This window comes from Streptomyces mutomycini (assembly GCF_001700505.1).
In the GTDB taxonomy this organism is placed as follows: Bacteria; Actinomycetota; Actinomycetes; order Streptomycetales; family Streptomycetaceae; genus Streptomyces; species Streptomyces mutomycini.
In genome coordinates this window covers 1-17,042 of the sequence record NZ_MAPV01000121.1, presented here as the reverse complement: position 1 = coordinate 17,042, position 17,042 = coordinate 1, and the positions used below count along the sequence as shown (strand labels likewise).

At 70.3% G+C, this 17,042-nt stretch carries 15 protein-coding genes and 1 pseudogene; 8 read left to right on the top strand and 8 right to left on the bottom strand.

The features are described 5' to 3' along the window. Positions 1–941 precede the first annotated feature (941 nt). The 5 genes from BFF76_RS18430 to BFF76_RS18410 all read left to right on the top strand — a co-directional run bounded on the left by BFF76_RS18430 (position 942) and on the right by BFF76_RS18410 (position 6,425). A complete protein-coding gene (locus BFF76_RS18430; RefSeq protein ID WP_053931068.1) occupies positions 942–2,366 on the top strand; it encodes a non-reducing end alpha-L-arabinofuranosidase family hydrolase in 1,425 nt (474 codons plus the stop codon). A gap of 411 nt (positions 2,367–2,777) precedes the next feature. Further along, on the top strand, positions 2,778–3,194 hold the full coding sequence (locus BFF76_RS18425) for a class I SAM-dependent methyltransferase (protein ID WP_234316631.1): 417 nt from the start codon (positions 2,778–2,780) through the stop codon (positions 3,192–3,194). Between the two features lie 699 nt (positions 3,195–3,893). Next, the gene (locus tag BFF76_RS18420; RefSeq protein WP_031089481.1) at positions 3,894–5,252 is read left to right on the top strand and encodes an MBL fold metallo-hydrolase; all 1,359 of its coding nucleotides are present in this window, start codon (positions 3,894–3,896) and stop codon (positions 5,250–5,252) included. A gap of 67 nt (positions 5,253–5,319) precedes the next feature. Then, on the top strand, positions 5,320–5,685 hold the full coding sequence (locus BFF76_RS18415; RefSeq protein ID WP_031089482.1) for a rhodanese-like domain-containing protein: 366 nt from the start codon (positions 5,320–5,322) through the stop codon (positions 5,683–5,685). Continuing rightward, positions 5,682–6,425 carry a sulfite exporter TauE/SafE family protein gene (locus BFF76_RS18410; RefSeq protein WP_053931069.1) on the top strand — a complete coding sequence of 248 codons (744 nt, stop codon included), beginning with the start codon at positions 5,682–5,684 and terminating at the stop codon, positions 6,423–6,425. The genes BFF76_RS18415 and BFF76_RS18410 overlap by 4 nt, the downstream gene beginning before the upstream one ends. Before the next feature lie 27 nt (positions 6,426–6,452). Here the strand turns inward: BFF76_RS18410 and BFF76_RS18405 are convergent, their stop codons facing one another. Further along, positions 6,453–6,740 (bottom strand): metal-sensitive transcriptional regulator, encoded by a 288-nt coding sequence (locus tag BFF76_RS18405; RefSeq protein ID WP_053931070.1) that lies wholly within the window; start codon positions 6,738–6,740, stop codon positions 6,453–6,455. An 82-nt stretch (positions 6,741–6,822) separates the two neighbouring features. Here BFF76_RS18405 and BFF76_RS18400 point away from each other — a divergent pair, with 82 nt between their 5' ends. Then, complete coding sequence (locus tag BFF76_RS18400) at positions 6,823–7,398, top strand: rhodanese-like domain-containing protein (protein ID WP_031089486.1); 576 nt, start codon at positions 6,823–6,825, stop codon at positions 7,396–7,398. A gap of 442 nt (positions 7,399–7,840) precedes the next feature. On the opposite strand, the gene BFF76_RS18395 is transcribed toward BFF76_RS18400, so the two are convergent. Then, positions 7,841–8,236, bottom strand: a complete 396-nt coding sequence (locus BFF76_RS18395; RefSeq protein ID WP_031089488.1) for a hypothetical protein — start codon at positions 8,234–8,236, stop codon at positions 7,841–7,843. Between the two features lie 276 nt (positions 8,237–8,512). Between BFF76_RS18395 and BFF76_RS18390 the strand changes: the two genes are divergently transcribed. Further along, on the top strand, positions 8,513–9,817 hold the full coding sequence (locus BFF76_RS18390; RefSeq protein WP_031089489.1) for a YncE family protein: 1,305 nt from the start codon (positions 8,513–8,515) through the stop codon (positions 9,815–9,817). Between the two features lie 94 nt (positions 9,818–9,911). Here the strand turns inward: BFF76_RS18390 and BFF76_RS34695 are convergent. Both BFF76_RS34695 and BFF76_RS18385 read right to left on the bottom strand, forming a co-directional pair. Then, positions 9,912–10,009 (bottom strand): annotated as a pseudogene (locus BFF76_RS34695) (Lrp/AsnC family transcriptional regulator); the annotation flags it as partial. 118 nt (positions 10,010–10,127) lie between these two features. Continuing rightward, the gene (locus BFF76_RS18385) at positions 10,128–10,502 is read right to left on the bottom strand and encodes an ATP-binding protein (RefSeq protein WP_267882463.1); all 375 of its coding nucleotides are present in this window, start codon (positions 10,500–10,502) and stop codon (positions 10,128–10,130) included. Positions 10,503–10,790: 288 nt separating this feature from the next. On the opposite strand from BFF76_RS18385, the gene BFF76_RS18380 reads away from it, so the two are divergent. Then, positions 10,791–13,463: a LuxR C-terminal-related transcriptional regulator gene (locus BFF76_RS18380; RefSeq protein ID WP_053931071.1), complete on the top strand. Its 2,673-nt coding sequence runs from the start codon at positions 10,791–10,793 to the stop codon at positions 13,461–13,463. 169 nt (positions 13,464–13,632) lie between these two features. Here BFF76_RS18380 and BFF76_RS34460 read toward each other — a convergent pair whose 3' ends face one another. From BFF76_RS34460 to BFF76_RS18360, 4 genes are all read right to left on the bottom strand, one after another. Next, on the bottom strand, positions 13,633–13,827 hold the full coding sequence (locus tag BFF76_RS34460) for an acyl-CoA carboxylase subunit epsilon (RefSeq protein WP_031089494.1): 195 nt from the start codon (positions 13,825–13,827) through the stop codon (positions 13,633–13,635). 15 nt (positions 13,828–13,842) lie between these two features. Continuing rightward, a complete protein-coding gene (locus BFF76_RS18370) occupies positions 13,843–15,387 on the bottom strand; it encodes an acyl-CoA carboxylase subunit beta (protein WP_051834456.1) in 1,545 nt (514 codons plus the stop codon). Positions 15,388–15,463: 76 nt separating this feature from the next. Beyond that, positions 15,464–15,895 carry a hypothetical protein gene (locus tag BFF76_RS18365; protein WP_031089498.1) on the bottom strand — a complete coding sequence of 144 codons (432 nt, stop codon included), beginning with the start codon at positions 15,893–15,895 and terminating at the stop codon, positions 15,464–15,466. Between the two features lie 124 nt (positions 15,896–16,019). Continuing rightward, positions 16,020–16,817: an AfsR/SARP family transcriptional regulator gene (locus BFF76_RS18360; RefSeq protein ID WP_031089500.1), complete on the bottom strand. Its 798-nt coding sequence runs from the start codon at positions 16,815–16,817 to the stop codon at positions 16,020–16,022. Between the last annotated feature and the right edge of the window lie 225 nt (positions 16,818–17,042).

Genomic DNA, 17,042 nt, shown 5'->3' with positions numbered 1-17,042 from the left:
GGCCGGAGCCCGGGCAGTACGGGATCACCGGACACCGCAGCCGTGGGACGGGACGATCTTCGACACAGGCAGGGGGTACTCCATCGCGGCTCAGCCGGGGACCGCCACGCGGCGCCGCGTACCTCTCCCACGGCGTGAAGAGCCAGGATGCGCTGGTGCCGATCCCACCGGAACGAAACGGGTGGCGCAGGTGCTTTGGTGCGCGGATCTGTCGTGCAGGTGTGCGTGGATCTGCCGTGCGGCACGGATTGCCCAACGCCGGTGTGGTTGGAAATACCGAGCTGTGACCGGCTTCTCAGACAGGAATGATTGAGGCGCTGACGATGCATCGTCAATACTTTTAGCACCAAAATTTTCTGTTCTTTATTCGAAACTTTCGGAATCACGGTGAGCTGGACGGTGCGCTGACGGCGTCGTGGGTGCCGGATGCTCGTTCGGTACCAAGCGCTGTGCAACTCGACTATTGCCTGTGTGACGTGCGACGTTCCGCGGCATAGGTTTGCCCAAACGTTTCGGCTTCAGTAGCGATACATGCGAGAGGTATTGACGCCGTTCGCTGGCTCCCTATCATTCAGGGTGCTCGACACTCCGACCCTTATTCGATATTTCGAACACGTCGAGGGGCTTCATCGCACAGCAGGGCAACTCCGGGTCGCACCGACCGGACGCGGAGTCGCATGTCATGGTCTCGCCAAAATTTGGTCGTCGCCCTCTTCGACCGTGCCACCCGGGCGCTCGGCCGTCCAAGCCTCCACCCCTGGCGCCCATGCCGCCCGAAGGCTTCGGGCACCACCGGTCTTGCAGAAGGTCTCGAAGGACCGGCAAGTCAGAAGCGGTCTGCCGCAGTGCTCACGGGCCGCTGCACACCGCACCGCACCGACAGTCCGGACCGCCTCTTACGAGGCCGACCGGAACCGCCCACTCAAGGTTGAGGAAGTCCCATGCACAGAGGAAGTTTCAGCCGCAGGCATCCGTCTGCGTTACTCGCCGCAGCGGTTGCGGTCCTGGCCGCGTTGGCGGCGATGCTCGTCGCCACCCCGGCCCAGGCGGCCACCAGTGGCGCCTTACGTGGTGTTGGCTCGAACCGCTGTCTCGACGTTCCGGGTGCCGACCAGGCCAACGGCACCTACCTGCAGCTATACGACTGCTGGGGCGGGACCAACCAGCAGTGGACGCTGACGGACGGCCAGCAGTTGACCGTTTACGGCAACAAATGCCTGGATGTTCCGGATCACGCCACTGCCGCCGGCACCCGGGTGCAGATCTGGAGCTGCTCCGGCGCTGCGAACCAGCAGTGGCGGGTGAACTCCGACGGCACGGTCGTCGGCGTGGAGTCCGGGCTGTGCCTGGAAGCCGCGGGCGCCGGTACGGCCAACGGCACGGCGGTGCAGCTGTGGACGTGCAACGGCGGCAGCAACCAGAAGTGGACCGGTCTGACCGGGACGCCGCCGACGGACGGCGCATGTGCTCTCCCGTCGACGTACCGGTGGACGTCGACGGGCGTGCTGGCGCAGCCGGCGAACGGATGGGCCGCGGTGAAGGATTTCACCACCGTGACCCACAACGGCAAGCACCTGGTCTACGCGTCGAACGTGTCTGGATCGTCGTACGGCTCGATGATGTTCAGCCCCTTCACGAACTGGTCGGACATGGCGTCGGCCGGCCAGGCCGGTATGAGCCAGGCCGCGGTGGCGCCCACGCTGTTCTACTTCGCACCCAAGAACATCTGGGTGCTGGCGTACCAGTGGGGTGCGTCGCCCTTCGTCTACCGCACGTCGAGCGACCCCACCAACCCCAACGGCTGGTCGTCGCCGCAGCCGCTGTTCACCGGCAGCATCTCCGGCTCCGACACCGGCCCGATCGACCAGACCCTGATCGCCGACGGCCAGAACATGTACCTGTTCTTCGCCGGTGACAACGGCAAGATCTACCGGGCGAGCATGCCGATCGGGAACTTCCCGGGCAACTTCGGCTCGTCGTACACGACGATCATGAGCGACACCAAGGCCAACCTGTTCGAGGGCGTTCAGGTCTACAAGGTCCAGGGCCAGAACCAGTACCTCATGATCGTCGAGGCCATGGGCGCGAACGGGCGCTACTTCCGCTCCTTCACGGCCTCCAGCCTGAACGGGTCGTGGACCCCGCAGGCCGCCAGTGAGAGCAACCCCTTCGCGGGCAAGGCCAACAGCGGTGCCACTTGGACCAACGACATCAGCCACGGTGACCTGGTCCGCGACAACCCCGACCAGACCATGACCATCGACCCCTGCAACCTGCAGTTCCTTTACCAGGGCAAGGACCCCAACGCCGGCGGCGAATACAACCGACTGCCGTGGCGGCCGGGTGTCCTCTCCCTGCGGCGCTGACCTTCCCGATTCACGGTGACTGTGATGTGGCGCGTTCCCCAGGTGGGGCGAGCGGTTCACGGCGTGGGCCATTCCCCCTCCTGACCGAACGCACCGAGGAGTCCCGGCCGTGCGGCGGCCGGGGCTCCTCTCACATCCGGTGCGGTTGTCGCGGCTCGTGTACTCCGCCGGCGCCCATGACGCTCATTCGAGGAACAGGGCCGGCGTGAGACCCCCGGTCGCCCGTGGCCGGCGACGCTGTGGACACGAACGCCTGGGACGAGCGGTACAGGGCGTCGGAGCGTGTGTCGTCGGCCGAACCGAACCGGTGGGTGGTCCGGGAGACGTCCGGGCCGGCTCCTGGCAGGGCTCTGGACCTGGCCGCGGGGGGAGGGGCGCAACGCTCTGTGGCTGGCCGAACGAGGCTGGCGCGTGGACGCCGTCGACTTCTCGCCCGTCGCCGTCCGGCGCATCGCCGAAGCTGCTGCGGGGCGAGGGGCCGAGGTGCGTGCGGCAGTGGCCGACGTCACCCGGTACGCCCCCGAGGAGGGCGCCGACGACCTGGTGCTCATCTCCTGCCTCCAGCTTCCCCGGCAGGACATGACCGCAGTCCTCGACAGCGCCTGCCGGGCCGCCCGGCAGGGCGCCACCCTGCTCGTGGTCGGTCACGACGCCACCAACCTCGCGCATGGCACGGGCGGGCCGCTGGATCCGCGGGTGCTCTCCAGCGTGGAGCAGGTCAGAGCGGTGTGGGAGCCGTACGCCGACGTCGCCGTGGCCGAGGTCGCGCGGCGCCCGGTGGGGGGAGCCGAGGCCAGGGACACCGTGGTCCGTGCCATCCGCAGGTGACGGCTGCGCGGGTCCTGCCGCCCGCTCCGGCCCAGTCAGGGCCTCTTGTTTGGATCATGCTGGGCTCGCGAGCCCTGGCGCCGGACCCCTGATCCACCCTGATCCAGACGAAAGACCCTGGTTCCTCTCGGCGTTCGATGACGTGCCGGCGGGGTGGGGCAGGGCGCAGATGGCGTAGGGGACGTGCCGGCCACGTTCCGGGGCGATGATCTCGGCTCTCGTCGAGCCGCCGCGGTCGGGCGGCCGCCCACCTGCCGCCGGGGACACTGCCGACACCGATGATCTTCGACTCTGTTGCTCCTGGTGATGGGGGCGCGCCTTCTGCGTCCCGAAGGTGCGCGGAGGAGCGCCGCCGTCCCGGGGAGGCGGGCGGGCTGCAGGTGCGGGGGATCACGTAGGGCTCCATGTCGTGGCCGAACTCGGACATGGGGTGGCCTGCACGTCGATCTCGGTCAGCGCCCCGAGGGCTGGTCGACCAGCGCCCGGCGGACGCCCTGCTGCACCTGGTCGAACGGTGCTTCCCGTGTCGCGGTGCGGTCGTACGGCACGGTCTGCCTCCTCGTTTCTCGTGCGGCCGGGTATCGGTCAGGGCGTTTTCCCTGTGACGGTCACCACTCCTTGAAATATACCCCCGGGGGTAAGAGTGTTAGAGTCGGTGACATACCCCCTGGGGTAATTCTCGGTGAAAGGAGTATCGCGGTGTTCTTCGTTGACGTGATCGAGCTGGAGGGCCTCGGCAACCGCAGCTATCTCGCCGGCGGCGAGTCGGCGGCCGTGGCGGTGGACCCGCCCCGGGACATCGACCAGGTGCTGGCCGCGGCCGCGCGGCGGGGGGTGCGGATCTCCCACGTGGTGGAGACACACATCCACAACGACTACGTCACCGGCGGCCTGGAGCTGGCCCGTATCACGGGCGCCGTCTACCTGGTGCCGGCCGGTGCGCGCGTCTCGTTCGCCCGGACCCCGGTCGTCGACGGCGACACCGTCGACATCGACACCGATCTGAGCCTGACGGCCGTCGCGACGCCCGGTCACACGCCGCACCACACCGCTTACGTACTCGGTGAAGCCGGCCGGCCTGTTGCCGCGTTCACGGGCGGGTCCCTGCTCATCGGCACGGTCGGGCGGCCCGATCTCGTCGAGCCGCGGCTGACCGAGCAGTTGGCCCGCGCTCAGCACGCCTCGGCGCACCGTCTGGCCGACGCACTTCCGGACGACACGGCGGTCCTGCCCACGCACGGGTTCGGCAGCTTCTGTTCCTCGGCGCAGGCCGACGGGGATGCCACGACGATCGGGAAGGAGAAGGCCGCGAACACGGCACTGACCGCGGACGTGGACTCCTTCGTCGCCGAGCTGCTCGCGGGGCTCGAGGACGTCCCCGCCTACTACGCGCACATGGGTCCGGCCAACGCGGCCGGCCCCGCCCCTGTGGACCTCACCCCGCCGGCGGTCGCCGATCCGGAGGAGATCGCTGCGCGGCTCGCGGCGGGGGAGTGGGTCGTGGACCTGCGTAACCGGATCGCCTTCGCCGAGGGGCATGTGGCGGGTTCGTTCAACTTCGAGGCGGACGGCAAGCTCGCGACCTATCTGGCCTGGATGATTCCGTGGGCCAAGCCGGTCACCCTGCTCGCGGAGTCGGCCGAGCAACTGGCGGCGGCCCAGCGGGAGCTGGTCAGGGTCGGCATCGACCGCCCGGCCGCAGCCGCGACCGGCGGCCCGGCGGCCTGGACCCGTGGCGGCGAGAGCCCCGCTTCGTTCCCCCGTGCCACGTTCGCGGAACTCGCGGCGCGGGACAGGGACGGGGTTGTGGTGCTGGACGTGCGCCGTGATTCCGAGCGTGCTGAGGGCTGGATCGCCGGCTCGGTCCACATCCCGATCCACGAGATGCACGTCCGCCTCGGCGAGGTGCCGGACGGCACGGTCTGGGTGCACTGCGCGGGCGGCATGCGCGCGGCCATCGCCGCCTCTCTGCTGGACGCCGCCGGGCGGCAGGTCGTGGCCGTGGACGACGGCTTCGACGCCGCCTCCGGAGCAGGGCTGCCCGTCGTCACCGGCTGAGCCGGGCCCTGCCGACAGAACCGGGCGCCAGAAGTGGCGCACGTACGAGAGAAAGGCGAAGCCGACGATGTTCCTCTTCCGTAGGGGCGCCGCGCGTCTGTCCGTGGACGCGGCGCGCACACGCACCAGCGGTGACCGGCCCGAAGCCGTCCTGCTGGATGTGCGGGAAAAGTCCGAGTGGCGGGCCGGGCACACCCCGGGCGCCGTGCACGCCCCGCTGACGGGGCTGCTCGCGGGCGCGACCCTGCCCGCTTCCGCTCAGGGGCGTCCGCTCGTGGTGATCTGCCGCAGCGGGCATCGCTCGCAGCGGGCCGCGAAGCTCCTGGTCGAACGGGGTGCGGACGCGATCGACGTAAAGGGTGGCATGAACGCGTGGGCCGCCGCCGGATTCCCGGTCGTCGACGAGCGTGGGAACAGTGGCTCGATAGCGTGAGTACCCTGATCCTCGCTCTGGTCGCCGGGGCCGTCATCGGCCTGGCTCTCGGCGCTCTCGGTGGCGGTGGCAGCGTGCTGGCTGTCCCTGCCCTGATCTACCTGCTCGGGTTCTCCCCGGCGTCGGCTACCACCGCCAGCCTGATCATCGTCACCGCGACCTCCGCCACCGCCCTCTACGCCCACGCCCGGGACGGCAGCGTCGCCTGGAAGACCGGCGCCCTGTTCGCGGCAGCGGGCATCGTGCCCGCGTTCCTCGCCGGAGCCGCCGCCGGACACCTTCCGGCCGTGGTGCTCACCGGAGCCTTCTCGGTCGTCGCCGCCGTGGCGGCCCTGCGGATGCTGCGACCTGCGAGGTCCGAGCCGCCGGAGCGGATACGCCCCGCCAAGGTGGCCGGCGCCGGGGTCGGACTCGGTGCCGTGACGGGGTTTCTCGGCGTCGGCGGCGGCTTCCTCGCTGTTCCCGCCCTGGTGGGGGTCCTCGGCCTGCGGATGAAGCAGGCGGTGGGTACGAGCCTCCTGGTCATCACCGTGAACTCGCTGGCCGCGCTCACCGCGCGTACGGGAACGGGTGGGGACCTGCGCTGGGAGGTGATCGCCCCCTTCACCGGGGCGGCGATCCTCGGCGCCTGGGACGGCAAACGGCTCGCGTCGAAGATCACCGGGCAGACCCTGCAACGGATCTTCGCGTTCGTTCTGCTGGGCGTCGCGGCGCTGATGCTCATCGATGTCATCGTGTGAGCGGAGCCGCCGTCGCCGCCGGGCGGATCAGGCCAGGGAGAGGAACAGCTTCTCCAGCCGGCCGCGCATCTCGTCACGGTCCTCGGCTGAGCGGCTGCCGTCCTCCATCTCGGTCAGGCACTGCTGGAGCCCGGTGGCGATGATCGCGAACCCGGCCCGGTCCAGTGCCCGGGACGCGGCCGCCAGCTGCGTGACCACCTCCTCGCAGTCCCGCCCCTCCTCGATCATCCGGATCACCCCGGAGATCTGCCCCTGCGCCCTGCGCAGACGGTTCAGGACCGCCTTCAGCTCGGCTCCCGCCAGATCAAGCTCCATCATCACTCCTCATGAAATACCCCCAGGGGTAATGTACTCCCCTTTCCGGGGGCCCCGCCGAAAGAAAAGGATGACACCTGCCATGACCACACCCACCACCCTCGGCACCGGCGAAGCCCGCACCCGTCTGCACGAACTGACAGTGATCGACGTCCGCACACCGGGCGAGTACGCCGGCGGCCACCTGCCCGGCGCGCTGAACATCCCGCTGGACCAGATCCGCCGGGCGCTTCCCGATATCCGGCACGCCGCCGACCGCGGAGACGTCCTGGTGGTCTGCGCGTCCGGCGCACGGTCGGAGAACGCCTGCCGCATCCTTGCCGAGAGCAACATCGCCACCGCCACCCTCTCCGGCGGCACCGGTGCCTGGGCCGCCGAAGGGCATGACCTGCACCGCCCCCAGGGCGACACCCGTGCCACCTGGGGCATGGAGCGCCAGGTCCGCTTCACCGCCGGCACCGTCGTCCTCCTCGGCCTTCTCCTCGGCCTCCTCGTGCACCCCGCGTTCCAGATCCTCTCCGCGGGCATCGCCGCCGGACTTGTCTTCTCAGCCCTCACCAACACCTGCGGCATGGCCGCCATGCTCGCCAGGCTCCCCCACAATCGCCCCCGCAGCGCCGAACTCGACAGCACGCTGGCCCAACTCCGCAACCGCTGAACCAAGGAGAGGGCGGGGAGCCGGAGTGCCGGTTCCCCGCCCTCCGCGTTCCGCGGGCACATCGACCGAGCGGGTCAGCCGCGCGTCGACGGCTCCCGCGCCGAGGGCGCGCCGTCCGCTTCCTCGCCGGCCGTATCAGCACCAGAAGCCCTGCCGGCGCCGCCACAGCCGCCACGCCCAGGAGAACGAGCCGGTCGGACACGACGGCGCCGATGGCCGACAGGCGCTCCTCCATTGCGAACTCCGCGTCGGTACTGATCAGCGATGGCAGCGCTGACGTGCCGTCGAACAGCAGGAACGCCGCGCCGAGCGCGATGAAGAGCAGCCCACCGAGGGCCGAGGTGCCTGTGCAGGGAGATCCGTCTTCACCGCTCCCACGGTCGCTCAGTGGTGCGGCCACTCCAGGACACGCGATCCGGCGGGCAGCGTTGGCTCGCGCCACTCAGCCCCATCGGGGGCACCGAGGGAACGTTCCCTGTCCAGGCGGAGCAGCCGTGTCGATGACTGCCTGCAGGTCGAAGACGAGGGCCAGCCAGTACCGCCGTAGAACCGTGAGGTCATGGTAGATCTGCCGGGCGGTACGTCGCTCCCGCTCCATGTCGCCGTCGGAGTCCCGCACAGTCAGGAGGACTTGGTAGCGCTCGAACGGGACGCCTTTGTCTTCCTCGTACTCATGTTGCATCTCCAGCTCAAGCGTTGCGTTGCTCAGGCTCGCGATGTAGTCCAGGGGTCCGTTCACGGTTGGCCGCAGCCTCCCGCCACAGGCCAGCGCCACGTCCGCGACGAGGGCCTCCACCGGGTGGCCGGGGTGCATGAAGATTCCGTGGTGGGAGGTCACGGTTCAGCCCCCTCGGGTATTGGTGTCGTAGCCGTCGCCGGCCATGCGGGTGTTTTTCTCCGTGTTCGCGGCGGCTCCCGGAGTCAAGCCTACGAATTCCGTGGGTGCACCGGCGAGCCTGCCCGCGGTGAACCGTCGGGAAGCCTCGGTGGTCACGCGTCGAGGAATCTCGATCCGGCTCTGTTCAAGTTCCCCTCTCCTGGTTACGTTACCTCCAGTAACAGTTGGGGGGCCTGCCTGTCGGCGCGCCGCCCACCCCCGCCTCTGGAGGTCACCGTGACGCGTCCCCACACCCGTCGTCCGCACCGCCGGCGCACCTTCGGCGCGGCCGCCCTCATCGCCGCGGGCCTGACCGCAGGCGCGCTGCCCTCCGTCGCCGGCTCCGCCGGCGCGGCCGAGATCCCGCAGCAGGCGCGGGACGCCGCTTCGGAGGGGCTCAAGGAGGTGTTCTTCGTCGGGAACAACTGGGAGGGCACCGCCGACGTCATCAACTCCCGTGGCGACTACGCCAAGATCGGCCGGATCAACATGATCCCCGACAAGAAGGAGCGCCTGCGGGAGATCTACCTCAACCCCGTCAAGCTCGCCTTCTTCCTCGGTATCCGGCTCGGCCCGGGCGAGGGCCACGACCAGTACGTCGACGACATGTACACCACGAAGGACGGCAAGTCCGTCGTCGCCTCCCGGCCGAGTTTCGCCGACGTGGTCTCCATCGACGTGGAGAGCGGCAAGATCAACTGGCGGTTCCCGGTGTCCGGTTTCCGTTCCGACCACATGGCGGTCTCTCCCGACGGCACCCAGGCCGCCGTCTCCTCCTCCACATCCAACACCGTGCACGTCCTCGACATGGCTACGGGCAAGGAGGCAGGCAACTTCAAGACGGGCGACAAGCCGCACGAGAACGTGTACACGGACGGCGGCAAGTACCTCTGGAACATGGCCATCGGTGAGGTCAACACCGACATGGACGCGCCCTGGCAGGACTTCACCAAGGGCGACCGCCGCATCACCATCGCCGACGCGAAGACCCTCGAGGTCAAGAAGATCATCGACATGCGCGAGCGGCTCGACGCCTTCGGCCGCAAGGACCTGTCCGACGCGCTGCGCCCCGTCGCCTTCACGCCCGACGAGTCGAAGATGTACTTCCAGGTCTCCTTCTTCAACGGCTTCGTCGAGTACGACGTGCACAACGACAGGATCACCCGGGTGAAGACGCTGCCCAAGAACCCGGACACCAGCGACGAACGCACCACCTACGTCAACGACTCACGCCACCACGGCATGTCCATGAGCCCCCGGGGCGACAAGCTCTGCATCGCCGGGACCATGGACGACTACGTCACCGTCGTGAACCGGGAGACGCTGCAGGAGGGCCCGCTCGTCACCGCCTCCAAGCCGTACTGGGCCACCGTCAGCGGAGACGGCAAGCACTGCGTGGTGTCCGAGAGCGGCACCGACCAGGTGACGGCGATCGACTTCGCCACCGGTGAGAAGGTCATCTCGATCCCCGTCGGCGACCACCCGCAGCGGGTCCGCCTCGGCCACGTCCCCGCGGGCTGGACCGGCCCGACGACGGGCTGAGTCCGTCGGAGCCCGAGTCCCACGCCGCTCCGTCCCACCCGTCGGATCCGGTCCCGCCCCCGCCGCACCGGATCCGGCGGAACGAGCGCGTGTCCGCAGGCGCCGCGCCGGTCAGCGTCATGGCTGCCGTGATCTCCGGGTACGTGCGGGCCACCTCGGCGAGACGCCGGGCGGTGCCGCGCTGTCGCAGTACATCCCTGGGTAGACCTACAGGCCGATGACCGTATCGATCTCGGCGATACTCGCCCGGGCGTTCCCGATCACATCGGCCGGGCGCGCCGGCCGGAATCGACGCGCAGCCCGGCCCGGCCTACAGGGCGACGACGGCGCGGACCACAGTGCCCTCGGCGGAGCGCCGCACGGACGTGTCCACGGAGTACGCGTCGACCAGGGCGAGGCCGCGGCCGAACGCCGCATCCATGTCCGCCCCCTCGCAGCGTGGAGCCGGACGTGCCCGCCAGTGCCCGCCATCACGTACCGTGACGGTCAGCGATGCGTCGTCGGCCTCGAACAGCACCGCGAGGTCGGGGCTTCCGCTGTGCAGGACCGCGTTGGTCGCCAGTTCCGTGACGATCACGGTGAGCGCCTCCTCGGCCGTGTCGGACAGCTGCCGGCTGCGGGCCAGTGCCTGTGCAAGGCGACGCAGGAGGGGCACGGACCGCGGAGTGGCCGGCAGTACGATCACGGCCAGTGGCCGACCGGTGCGGGGCGACACCGTCTCGCGGGGCCGCTCGAGCCTCGGTGGCTCGTCAGTGCCGACGGAAGCCCCGAGGGGGCTCGGACAGATCACATTTCTCACGCGGGACTCCTGCCTGCGCAGCCGACCGGGTCGGCGCCGGGCCCCGCCGACCCGACGGGCTACAGGGCCTTACCGCATCCACGCTGCCCGTCGTCCGGGGCCGAGGCAATCCGGGCAGACTTAGTACGGATACCCAAACAACAGATGATGCGTCCGAGAACAAGGTGACGAGTCATGTCCAAGACCTCAGGAACAGTGCAGGAAGCCGAGGCGGCGCTGCGAAGGCGGCTCAGCGCCGCCCTCGACCCGGAAGGGCCGGGCCGCCCCGTACTGCTCCTGGTCGAGGGTGCTGCCGGCAGCGGCAAGAGCCGCCTGGTGGAGCGGCTTCGGGCGGCCGTGCCCGACACCGCACGCCGAGCGGGCCCCGGTGAGCCGCTGCCCGGCGAGGGGCCGGTCCTGCTCGTCGTCGAGGACGTGCACAGGGCGGCCGGCGACGACAGCGAGGCGCTGCGTGCCCTGCTGGCCGACCCGCCCGCGCACCTCGTGTGCGTCCTCAGCTACCGCCCCGAGGAACTCGCCGCACCGGGACTGGTCCTCGGGCCGGACACCGAGTTCCCTGCCGCTCTCGCGGTGGTACGGCACGTCGTCGGCCCGCTCGGTGTCACCGCCGTCCATCGGATGGCCGCCGACGCACTCGGCGCCGACCGCTGTACGGCCGGCCTGGCCGAGGCCCTTCACCGCGCCTCCGGTGGTATCGCCCAGACCGTCGCCGACCTGCTCGACCTGCTGGCCGCACGCGCCCCGGCCACTCGGGTGCCCCGCCCAGCCGATGTCGACCGGCTCGGCACACCGCCCCGGCTCGCGGCCCTCGTACTGCGGCGCACGGCCGCGGTGCCCCAGGAACACCGGCGGATCGTGCTCGCCGCGGCCGTCCTGGACGAGCCCGCGACCGCCGGGGAACTCGCCTCCGTGGCCGGGCTCACCGGGAGGGCAGGCCACGAGGCGCTGCTCGCCGCCCTGCGCCACGCCGCCCTCGAGGAACGCGGCGAGGGCCGGTACGGCTTCTCCGCACCCGCACCCGCCGCCACCGTCCGCCGCTGGATGCCCGGCCCCGTCCGCGAGGAGCTGCACCGACGGACCGCGCACCTGCTCGCCAGGCGCCAGCCGGTCCCCTGGGAACGCCTGGCCGGCCATCGCCGCGCCTGCGGCGACGACCGGGGCTGGCTGCACGCCGTGGAGCGTGCCGCCCGGGAACTCGAGGACGCCGGTGCGCAACAGCATGCCGTGCGTCTGCTGGAGGCGGCACTCGCGACCGGCCCCGTCCCCCCACACGCCCGCTCCCGGCTCGCCATGCTGCTCGCCCGAAGCGCCGTGGTGGGCCTGCGTTCCGACCAGACGCTGGACGTGTTGCGGCACATCGTGGCCGACACCGGTCTTCCCCCTGCCGTCCGCGGTGAGATCCGCCTGGACCTCGGCCTTCTGCAGTGCAACCAGATGGGCCAGGTCGTCGAGGGCCGGGCCGAGCTCGTCCGTGCGGTGGACGATCTGGCCGGCCGGCCGGTGCCACTGGCGCGGGCGATGTCGGCGCTCGCCATGCCCTACGGACCGGACGCGTCGTTCGCCGAGAACATCCTCTGGATCGAGCGGGCCGTGACGGTCGCCGACGAGTCGGGCGACCCCGTGGTCCAGGCCGCCGTCGCGGCCAACCAACTCAGCGTCCTGCTCAACAGCGGCGACCCGGCCGCCTGGCCGCTCATCGACCGCCTTCCACGGGACAGCGACCTCATCGGATGCCGGCAGCAGACCGCCCGCGGTCTGTGCAACGCGGCCGACGCGACGGTGTGGCTCGGCCACTACGAGAAGTCGCACGGCCTGCTGGACGAGGGCGTCGATCTCGCCGCCCGCAGCGGCGCCGCCTACGCCGAGCAGACCGGCCGGGGCTGCGCCCTCGTCCTCGACTGGGCGACCGGCCACTGGTCGGGGCTCGCCGAGCGGGCGCGGGCCTTCGTCGACGAGGCCGGCGACATGCCCTACCTCGCCTCCGACGCCCGAATGGTGCTCGGCCTGCTCGCCCTCGCGCGCGGGGAATGGGCCGACGCCGCCGACCACTTCACAGGACCGGGTGCGGCCGACCTCGACAGTGGCCCCGTACCGATCTCCGCGGCGGCATCCGGCGCCCTGATCAGACTCGCCCTCGCCCACGACGACATCGCCGGTGCCGCCTCCGAAGCAGCCGCCGCCTGGAAGCGACTGCACACCAAGGGAATCTGGGCCTGGGCCGCCGAACTCGCACCCTGGGCGGTCGAGGCGACCGTCCGGGCAGGAGCCGTGGACACCGCCCGGGACATGGTCGCCGAGTTCGCCGCCGGGCTGGAGGGCAAGGACACCCCGTCGGCCACCGCAGCCCTCGAATGGACCCAAGGCGTCCTCGCCGAACACACCGGGCGAACGGCCGAGGCTGCCGCCTGCTACGAGAGGAGCGCCGCCGCCTACACCGCGATGCCCCGGCCGTATCAAGCAGCCCTCACCGAAGTGGCCGCCGCCCGCTGCACTCTCGCCCTCGACGGCGACAGCGGCCCAGCTGCCGCCCTGCTCGCCGAGTGCGCCGCAGCCTTCGACACGCTCGGAGCCACGTGGGACGCCGCCCGCACCCGCTCCGAGCTGCGCAGTCACCAACCCGCGAAGGGACCCCGGGCTCCCGGTCGCCCCCGGTACGGCGACCTGCTCTCGCCGCGCGAGGCGGAGGTCGCCGAACTCGCCGCCGCCGGCATGACCAACCGGGAGATCGCCGCCACGCTCCATCTGTCTCCGCGCACCGTCGAGCAGCACGTCGCCCGGGCCATCCAGAAGAGCGGAGCCCGCTCCCGCCAGGGGCTCGAACAAGCACTCAGGACGGCCGCGGATTGATTAGGTATCCGTGAAGCGCCGCTTACGGACCGGCCCGGGACCCGCGGCGAGCCGGTCGTGTACGGCCTCGACGCCGGCCCGGTCTCCGGCGCACGGCCGCCCCCGGCCCGGGTGACGGCGTTCCCGTCGTGACCCGGGCCGGGGGCGGCCGAGTGCCGGCCACGGTCCCTTACGGGGCCTGCCAGCTGTGGGGGGCGTGGAAGAGGTCGGGGCGCCAGGCGGTGGTCGAGCCCGGGCAGTCGGGCTCGGTTCCGGGTGTGGTCCGGGGGGCACGGGCGAGGAAGAGGACCGTGAGGGCGGCGAGTTCCTCGGGTGTCACCGCACCCTTCTCGATGCGTATGCAGGCCGTGGACAGGGTGGTCATGGGGTGGGACCTCCGTCACTGAGGGGGGTTGCCGTGTTTGCGGGCGGGACGGTCGACGTGCTTGGTCCGCAGCATCGCCAGTGAGCTGATCAGCACCTCACGGGTCTGGGCGGGGTCGATGACGTCGTCCACCAGACCGCGCTCGGCCGCGTAGTACGGATGCATCAGCTCCGCCTTGTACGCCTTGACCAGTTCGGCGCGCTCCGCCTCGGGGTCCTCCGCTTCGGCGATCTGACGGCGGAAGATCACGTTGGCCGCGCCCTCCGCGCCCATCACGGCGATCTCGTTCGTAGGCCACGCGTAGGTGAGATCGGCGCCGATGGACTGGCTGTCCATGACGATGTACGCGCCGCCGTACGCCTTCCGGAGGATCAGCGATATGCGCGGCACGGTCGCGTCGCAGTACGCGTACAGCAGCTTGGCTCCGTGCCGGATGATGCCGCCGTGCTCCTGGTCGACACCCGGCAGGAACCCGGGCACGTCGAGCAGCGTCACGAGCGGGATGCTGAACGCGTCACACAGCTGCACGAACCGCGCGGCCTTCTCGCTCGCCTCGATGTCCAGGACACCGGCGAGGAACCGGGGCTGGTTGGCGACGATGCCCACCACCTGTCCGCCGAGCCTGGTCAGCGCGCAGATGATGTTGGGGGCCCAGCGTTCGTGGATCTCCAGGTACTCACCGTCGTCGACGATCTCCTCGATCACCTGCCGCATGTCGTACGGGCGGTTGCCGTCCACCGGGACCAGGTCGACGAGAGCGTCGCAGGGCCGGTCCGGCGGGTCTTCGACCGGCAGGGCGGGCGGTGTCTCCCGGTTGTTGCCCGGCAGGAGGGAGAGCAGATAGCGCACCTCCTCCAGGCAGGTCTCCTCGTCGTCGTAGGCGAAGTGACACACGCCGCTGGTCTCGGCGTGCACGTCTGCGCCCCCGAGGCCGTTCTGGGTGATCTCCTCACCCGTCACGGTTTTGACCACGTCCGGACCCGTGATGAACATCTGCGAGGTCTCCCGCACCATGAACACGAAGTCCGTCAGGGCGGGTGAGTAGGCCGCGCCGCCCGCGCAGGGGCCGAGCATCACGCTGATCTGGGGGATGACCCCGGACGCCTTGGTGTTGCGGCGGAAGATCCCGCCGTAGCCGGCCAGTGCCGTGACGCCTTCCTGGATACGGGCGCCCGCGCCGTCATTGAGCGATACGAGCGGGGCGCCCGCCGACATGGCCAGGTCCATTATCTTGTGGATCTTGGAGGCGTGGGCCTCGCCCAGCGCCCCGCCGAAGATGCGGAAGTCGTGCGCGTAGACGAAGACGCGGCGGCCCTTCACGGTGCCCCAGCCGGTGATGACTCCGTCCGTGTACGGCCGCTTGGCCTCCAGGCCGAACCCGGTCGCCCGGTGCCGGCGCAGGGGCTCCACCTCGTGGAACGAGTCCTCGTCGAGGAGCAGGCCGATCCGTTCCCGGGCGGTGAGCTTGCCCTTGGCCTTCTGCGCGGCGGTGGCCTTCTCGCTCGGGCCCGCGTGCACCCGCTCCCGGATCTCGGCCAGCTCCGCGACGTGGAACCGCATGTCTCCCCCTACCAGTAGTTGGCAGCCCCGGCAGCGTCGTCCGGTGGCGAGGCGTTTCGAGAGTCGTGCCGCAGGGTCAGTTGCTGAGCCGGCGCAGACCGTTGATCTGCAGAACGGCGAAGCCTCCGACAACGGCGGCCTGCATCAGGATCCAGACGGTGCCCACGGTGTTCGGATCGAACCAGCCGAAGACGGCAGTGGCTACGCTCGCGACCGCCCACAGCAGGTTGGCCTCGATGACCACCTTGGTGGGACCGGCGGCCGGTACCGGGCGGGTGGCCAGGACGGCCACGAGGATGCCGTACACGGTGAGGAAGGCACCGATGCCGCGCAGCAGCCCGGTGTCCAGGTCGAGCAGGTCACCGACGGGGCCGGCGGCGAGCAGGTAGATGAGGCCGTTCCCGGCGGTCACGGCGGCGTCGAGCGCGAGGAACATGCGCAGAGGGCGTGCGGCCGCCACGCGTCCGGCGGTGTCCGCGGGGCGGGCAGAGGTCTGACTCGTGGTCATGGGGGTCTCCGAATGTATGGGGGACTGCTCATGTACGTTTCCGTCGTCCGTGGAGATCGTCGCAACACGGGCTGACCGGACGCTGACGGCCGGCTTACACGGCCGGCGCGGCCGGGGAGCGGACTCACGCGGGCTGGAGTATCACCGACGCCGGGGAGTCGCACGCGAGGGCGGGGTCATGCGAGAGAATCGCGTTCTCCACACGGCGGAGCGCGGGCGAGGGCTCGATGCCGAGCTCGTCCGAGAGGTGCTGCCACATCCGGCGATAGACATTCAGTGCGTCGGCCTGGCGGCCCGAGCGGTAGAGGGCGATCATCAGCTGCTCGCAGAAGCGTTCCCGCAGTGGATGGTTGGTATGGGCATCGTGGAGCTCGGCGAGTACGGCCGCGTGGTTGCGAAGGCGCAGCTCGGCGTCGAAGCGGAGTTCCATGGCCCGCATGCGGTGCTCCTCGTAACGGCCGCAGGCCAGCTGGCACAGTGTGCCGCCGGTGAAGTCACCGAAGACGGGGCCGCGCCACATCGCGAGGGCGTTTCCGAGCAGACGGGCGGTGGCGGCCGGATCAGAGGCCGCGGCGACCTCCGCCTGCCGGACGGTCTTGGCGAACTCGGCGGCGTCCAGCTCACCTTCGGTGACAGTGAGCCGGTAGCCGGAGGGATGGATGGTGACCCGGGAGGAAACCCGGTCGGGTTCCAGACTCTTCAGTTTCCTTCGCAGGCGGCTGATGTGGGCCTGCAGGGCGTTCGCCTGGTTGTCCGGGACGGAATCGCCCCACATCTCCTCGACCAGGCTCTCGCCGGAGATGGACTGCCCCTCGTTCACGAGAAGTGTCTGGATAAGGGTCCGCTGGAGATCGCCGGAGATCTCCGCGGGACCTAATGCGGTACGGATCTGGAGTGCGCCGAGAATTGAGAAGCTCAGCATGGCGTTTTCCCCCTTGGCGTTCGGGCAGCGAAGACGGCTGAACACGGGCGGGGGACTCGTCATGGCCGTAGGAGCCGCAGCCTGGGGGCCGCGGAGGCCGGCGCGTGGCGATCTCCGGGGTCTTCCGGATCAACCCTGGAGCTTCCTCCCGCATGCATCCTGCCACAGAATAATTCCTTTGAGAAGGTATTTTTCTGCTGGAGGGGTTGCCGGGGGGAGGGGGGA

What these genes read in the sequence shown, in the direction of transcription:
- BFF76_RS18430 (WP_053931068.1), top strand. Translation starts at nt 942, where the DNA reads ATGCACAGAGGAAGTTTCAGCCGCAGGCATCCGTCTGCGTTACTCGCC.
- BFF76_RS18415 (WP_031089482.1), top strand. Translation starts at nt 5,320, where the DNA reads ATGTTCCTCTTCCGTAGGGGCGCCGCGCGTCTGTCCGTGGACGCGGCG.
- BFF76_RS18405 (WP_053931070.1), bottom strand. Translation starts at nt 6,740, where the DNA reads ATGGAGCTTGATCTGGCGGGAGCCGAGCTGAAGGCGGTCCTGAACCGT.
- BFF76_RS18400 (WP_031089486.1), top strand. Translation starts at nt 6,823, where the DNA reads ATGACCACACCCACCACCCTCGGCACCGGCGAAGCCCGCACCCGTCTG.
- BFF76_RS18380 (WP_053931071.1), top strand. Translation starts at nt 10,791, where the DNA reads ATGTCCAAGACCTCAGGAACAGTGCAGGAAGCCGAGGCGGCGCTGCGA.
- BFF76_RS34460 (WP_031089494.1), bottom strand. Translation starts at nt 13,827, where the DNA reads ATGACCACCCTGTCCACGGCCTGCATACGCATCGAGAAGGGTGCGGTG.
- BFF76_RS18370 (WP_051834456.1), bottom strand. Translation starts at nt 15,387, where the DNA reads ATGCGGTTCCACGTCGCGGAGCTGGCCGAGATCCGGGAGCGGGTGCAC.
- BFF76_RS18365 (WP_031089498.1), bottom strand. Translation starts at nt 15,895, where the DNA reads ATGACCACGAGTCAGACCTCTGCCCGCCCCGCGGACACCGCCGGACGC.
- BFF76_RS18360 (WP_031089500.1), bottom strand. Translation starts at nt 16,817, where the DNA reads ATGCTGAGCTTCTCAATTCTCGGCGCACTCCAGATCCGTACCGCATTA.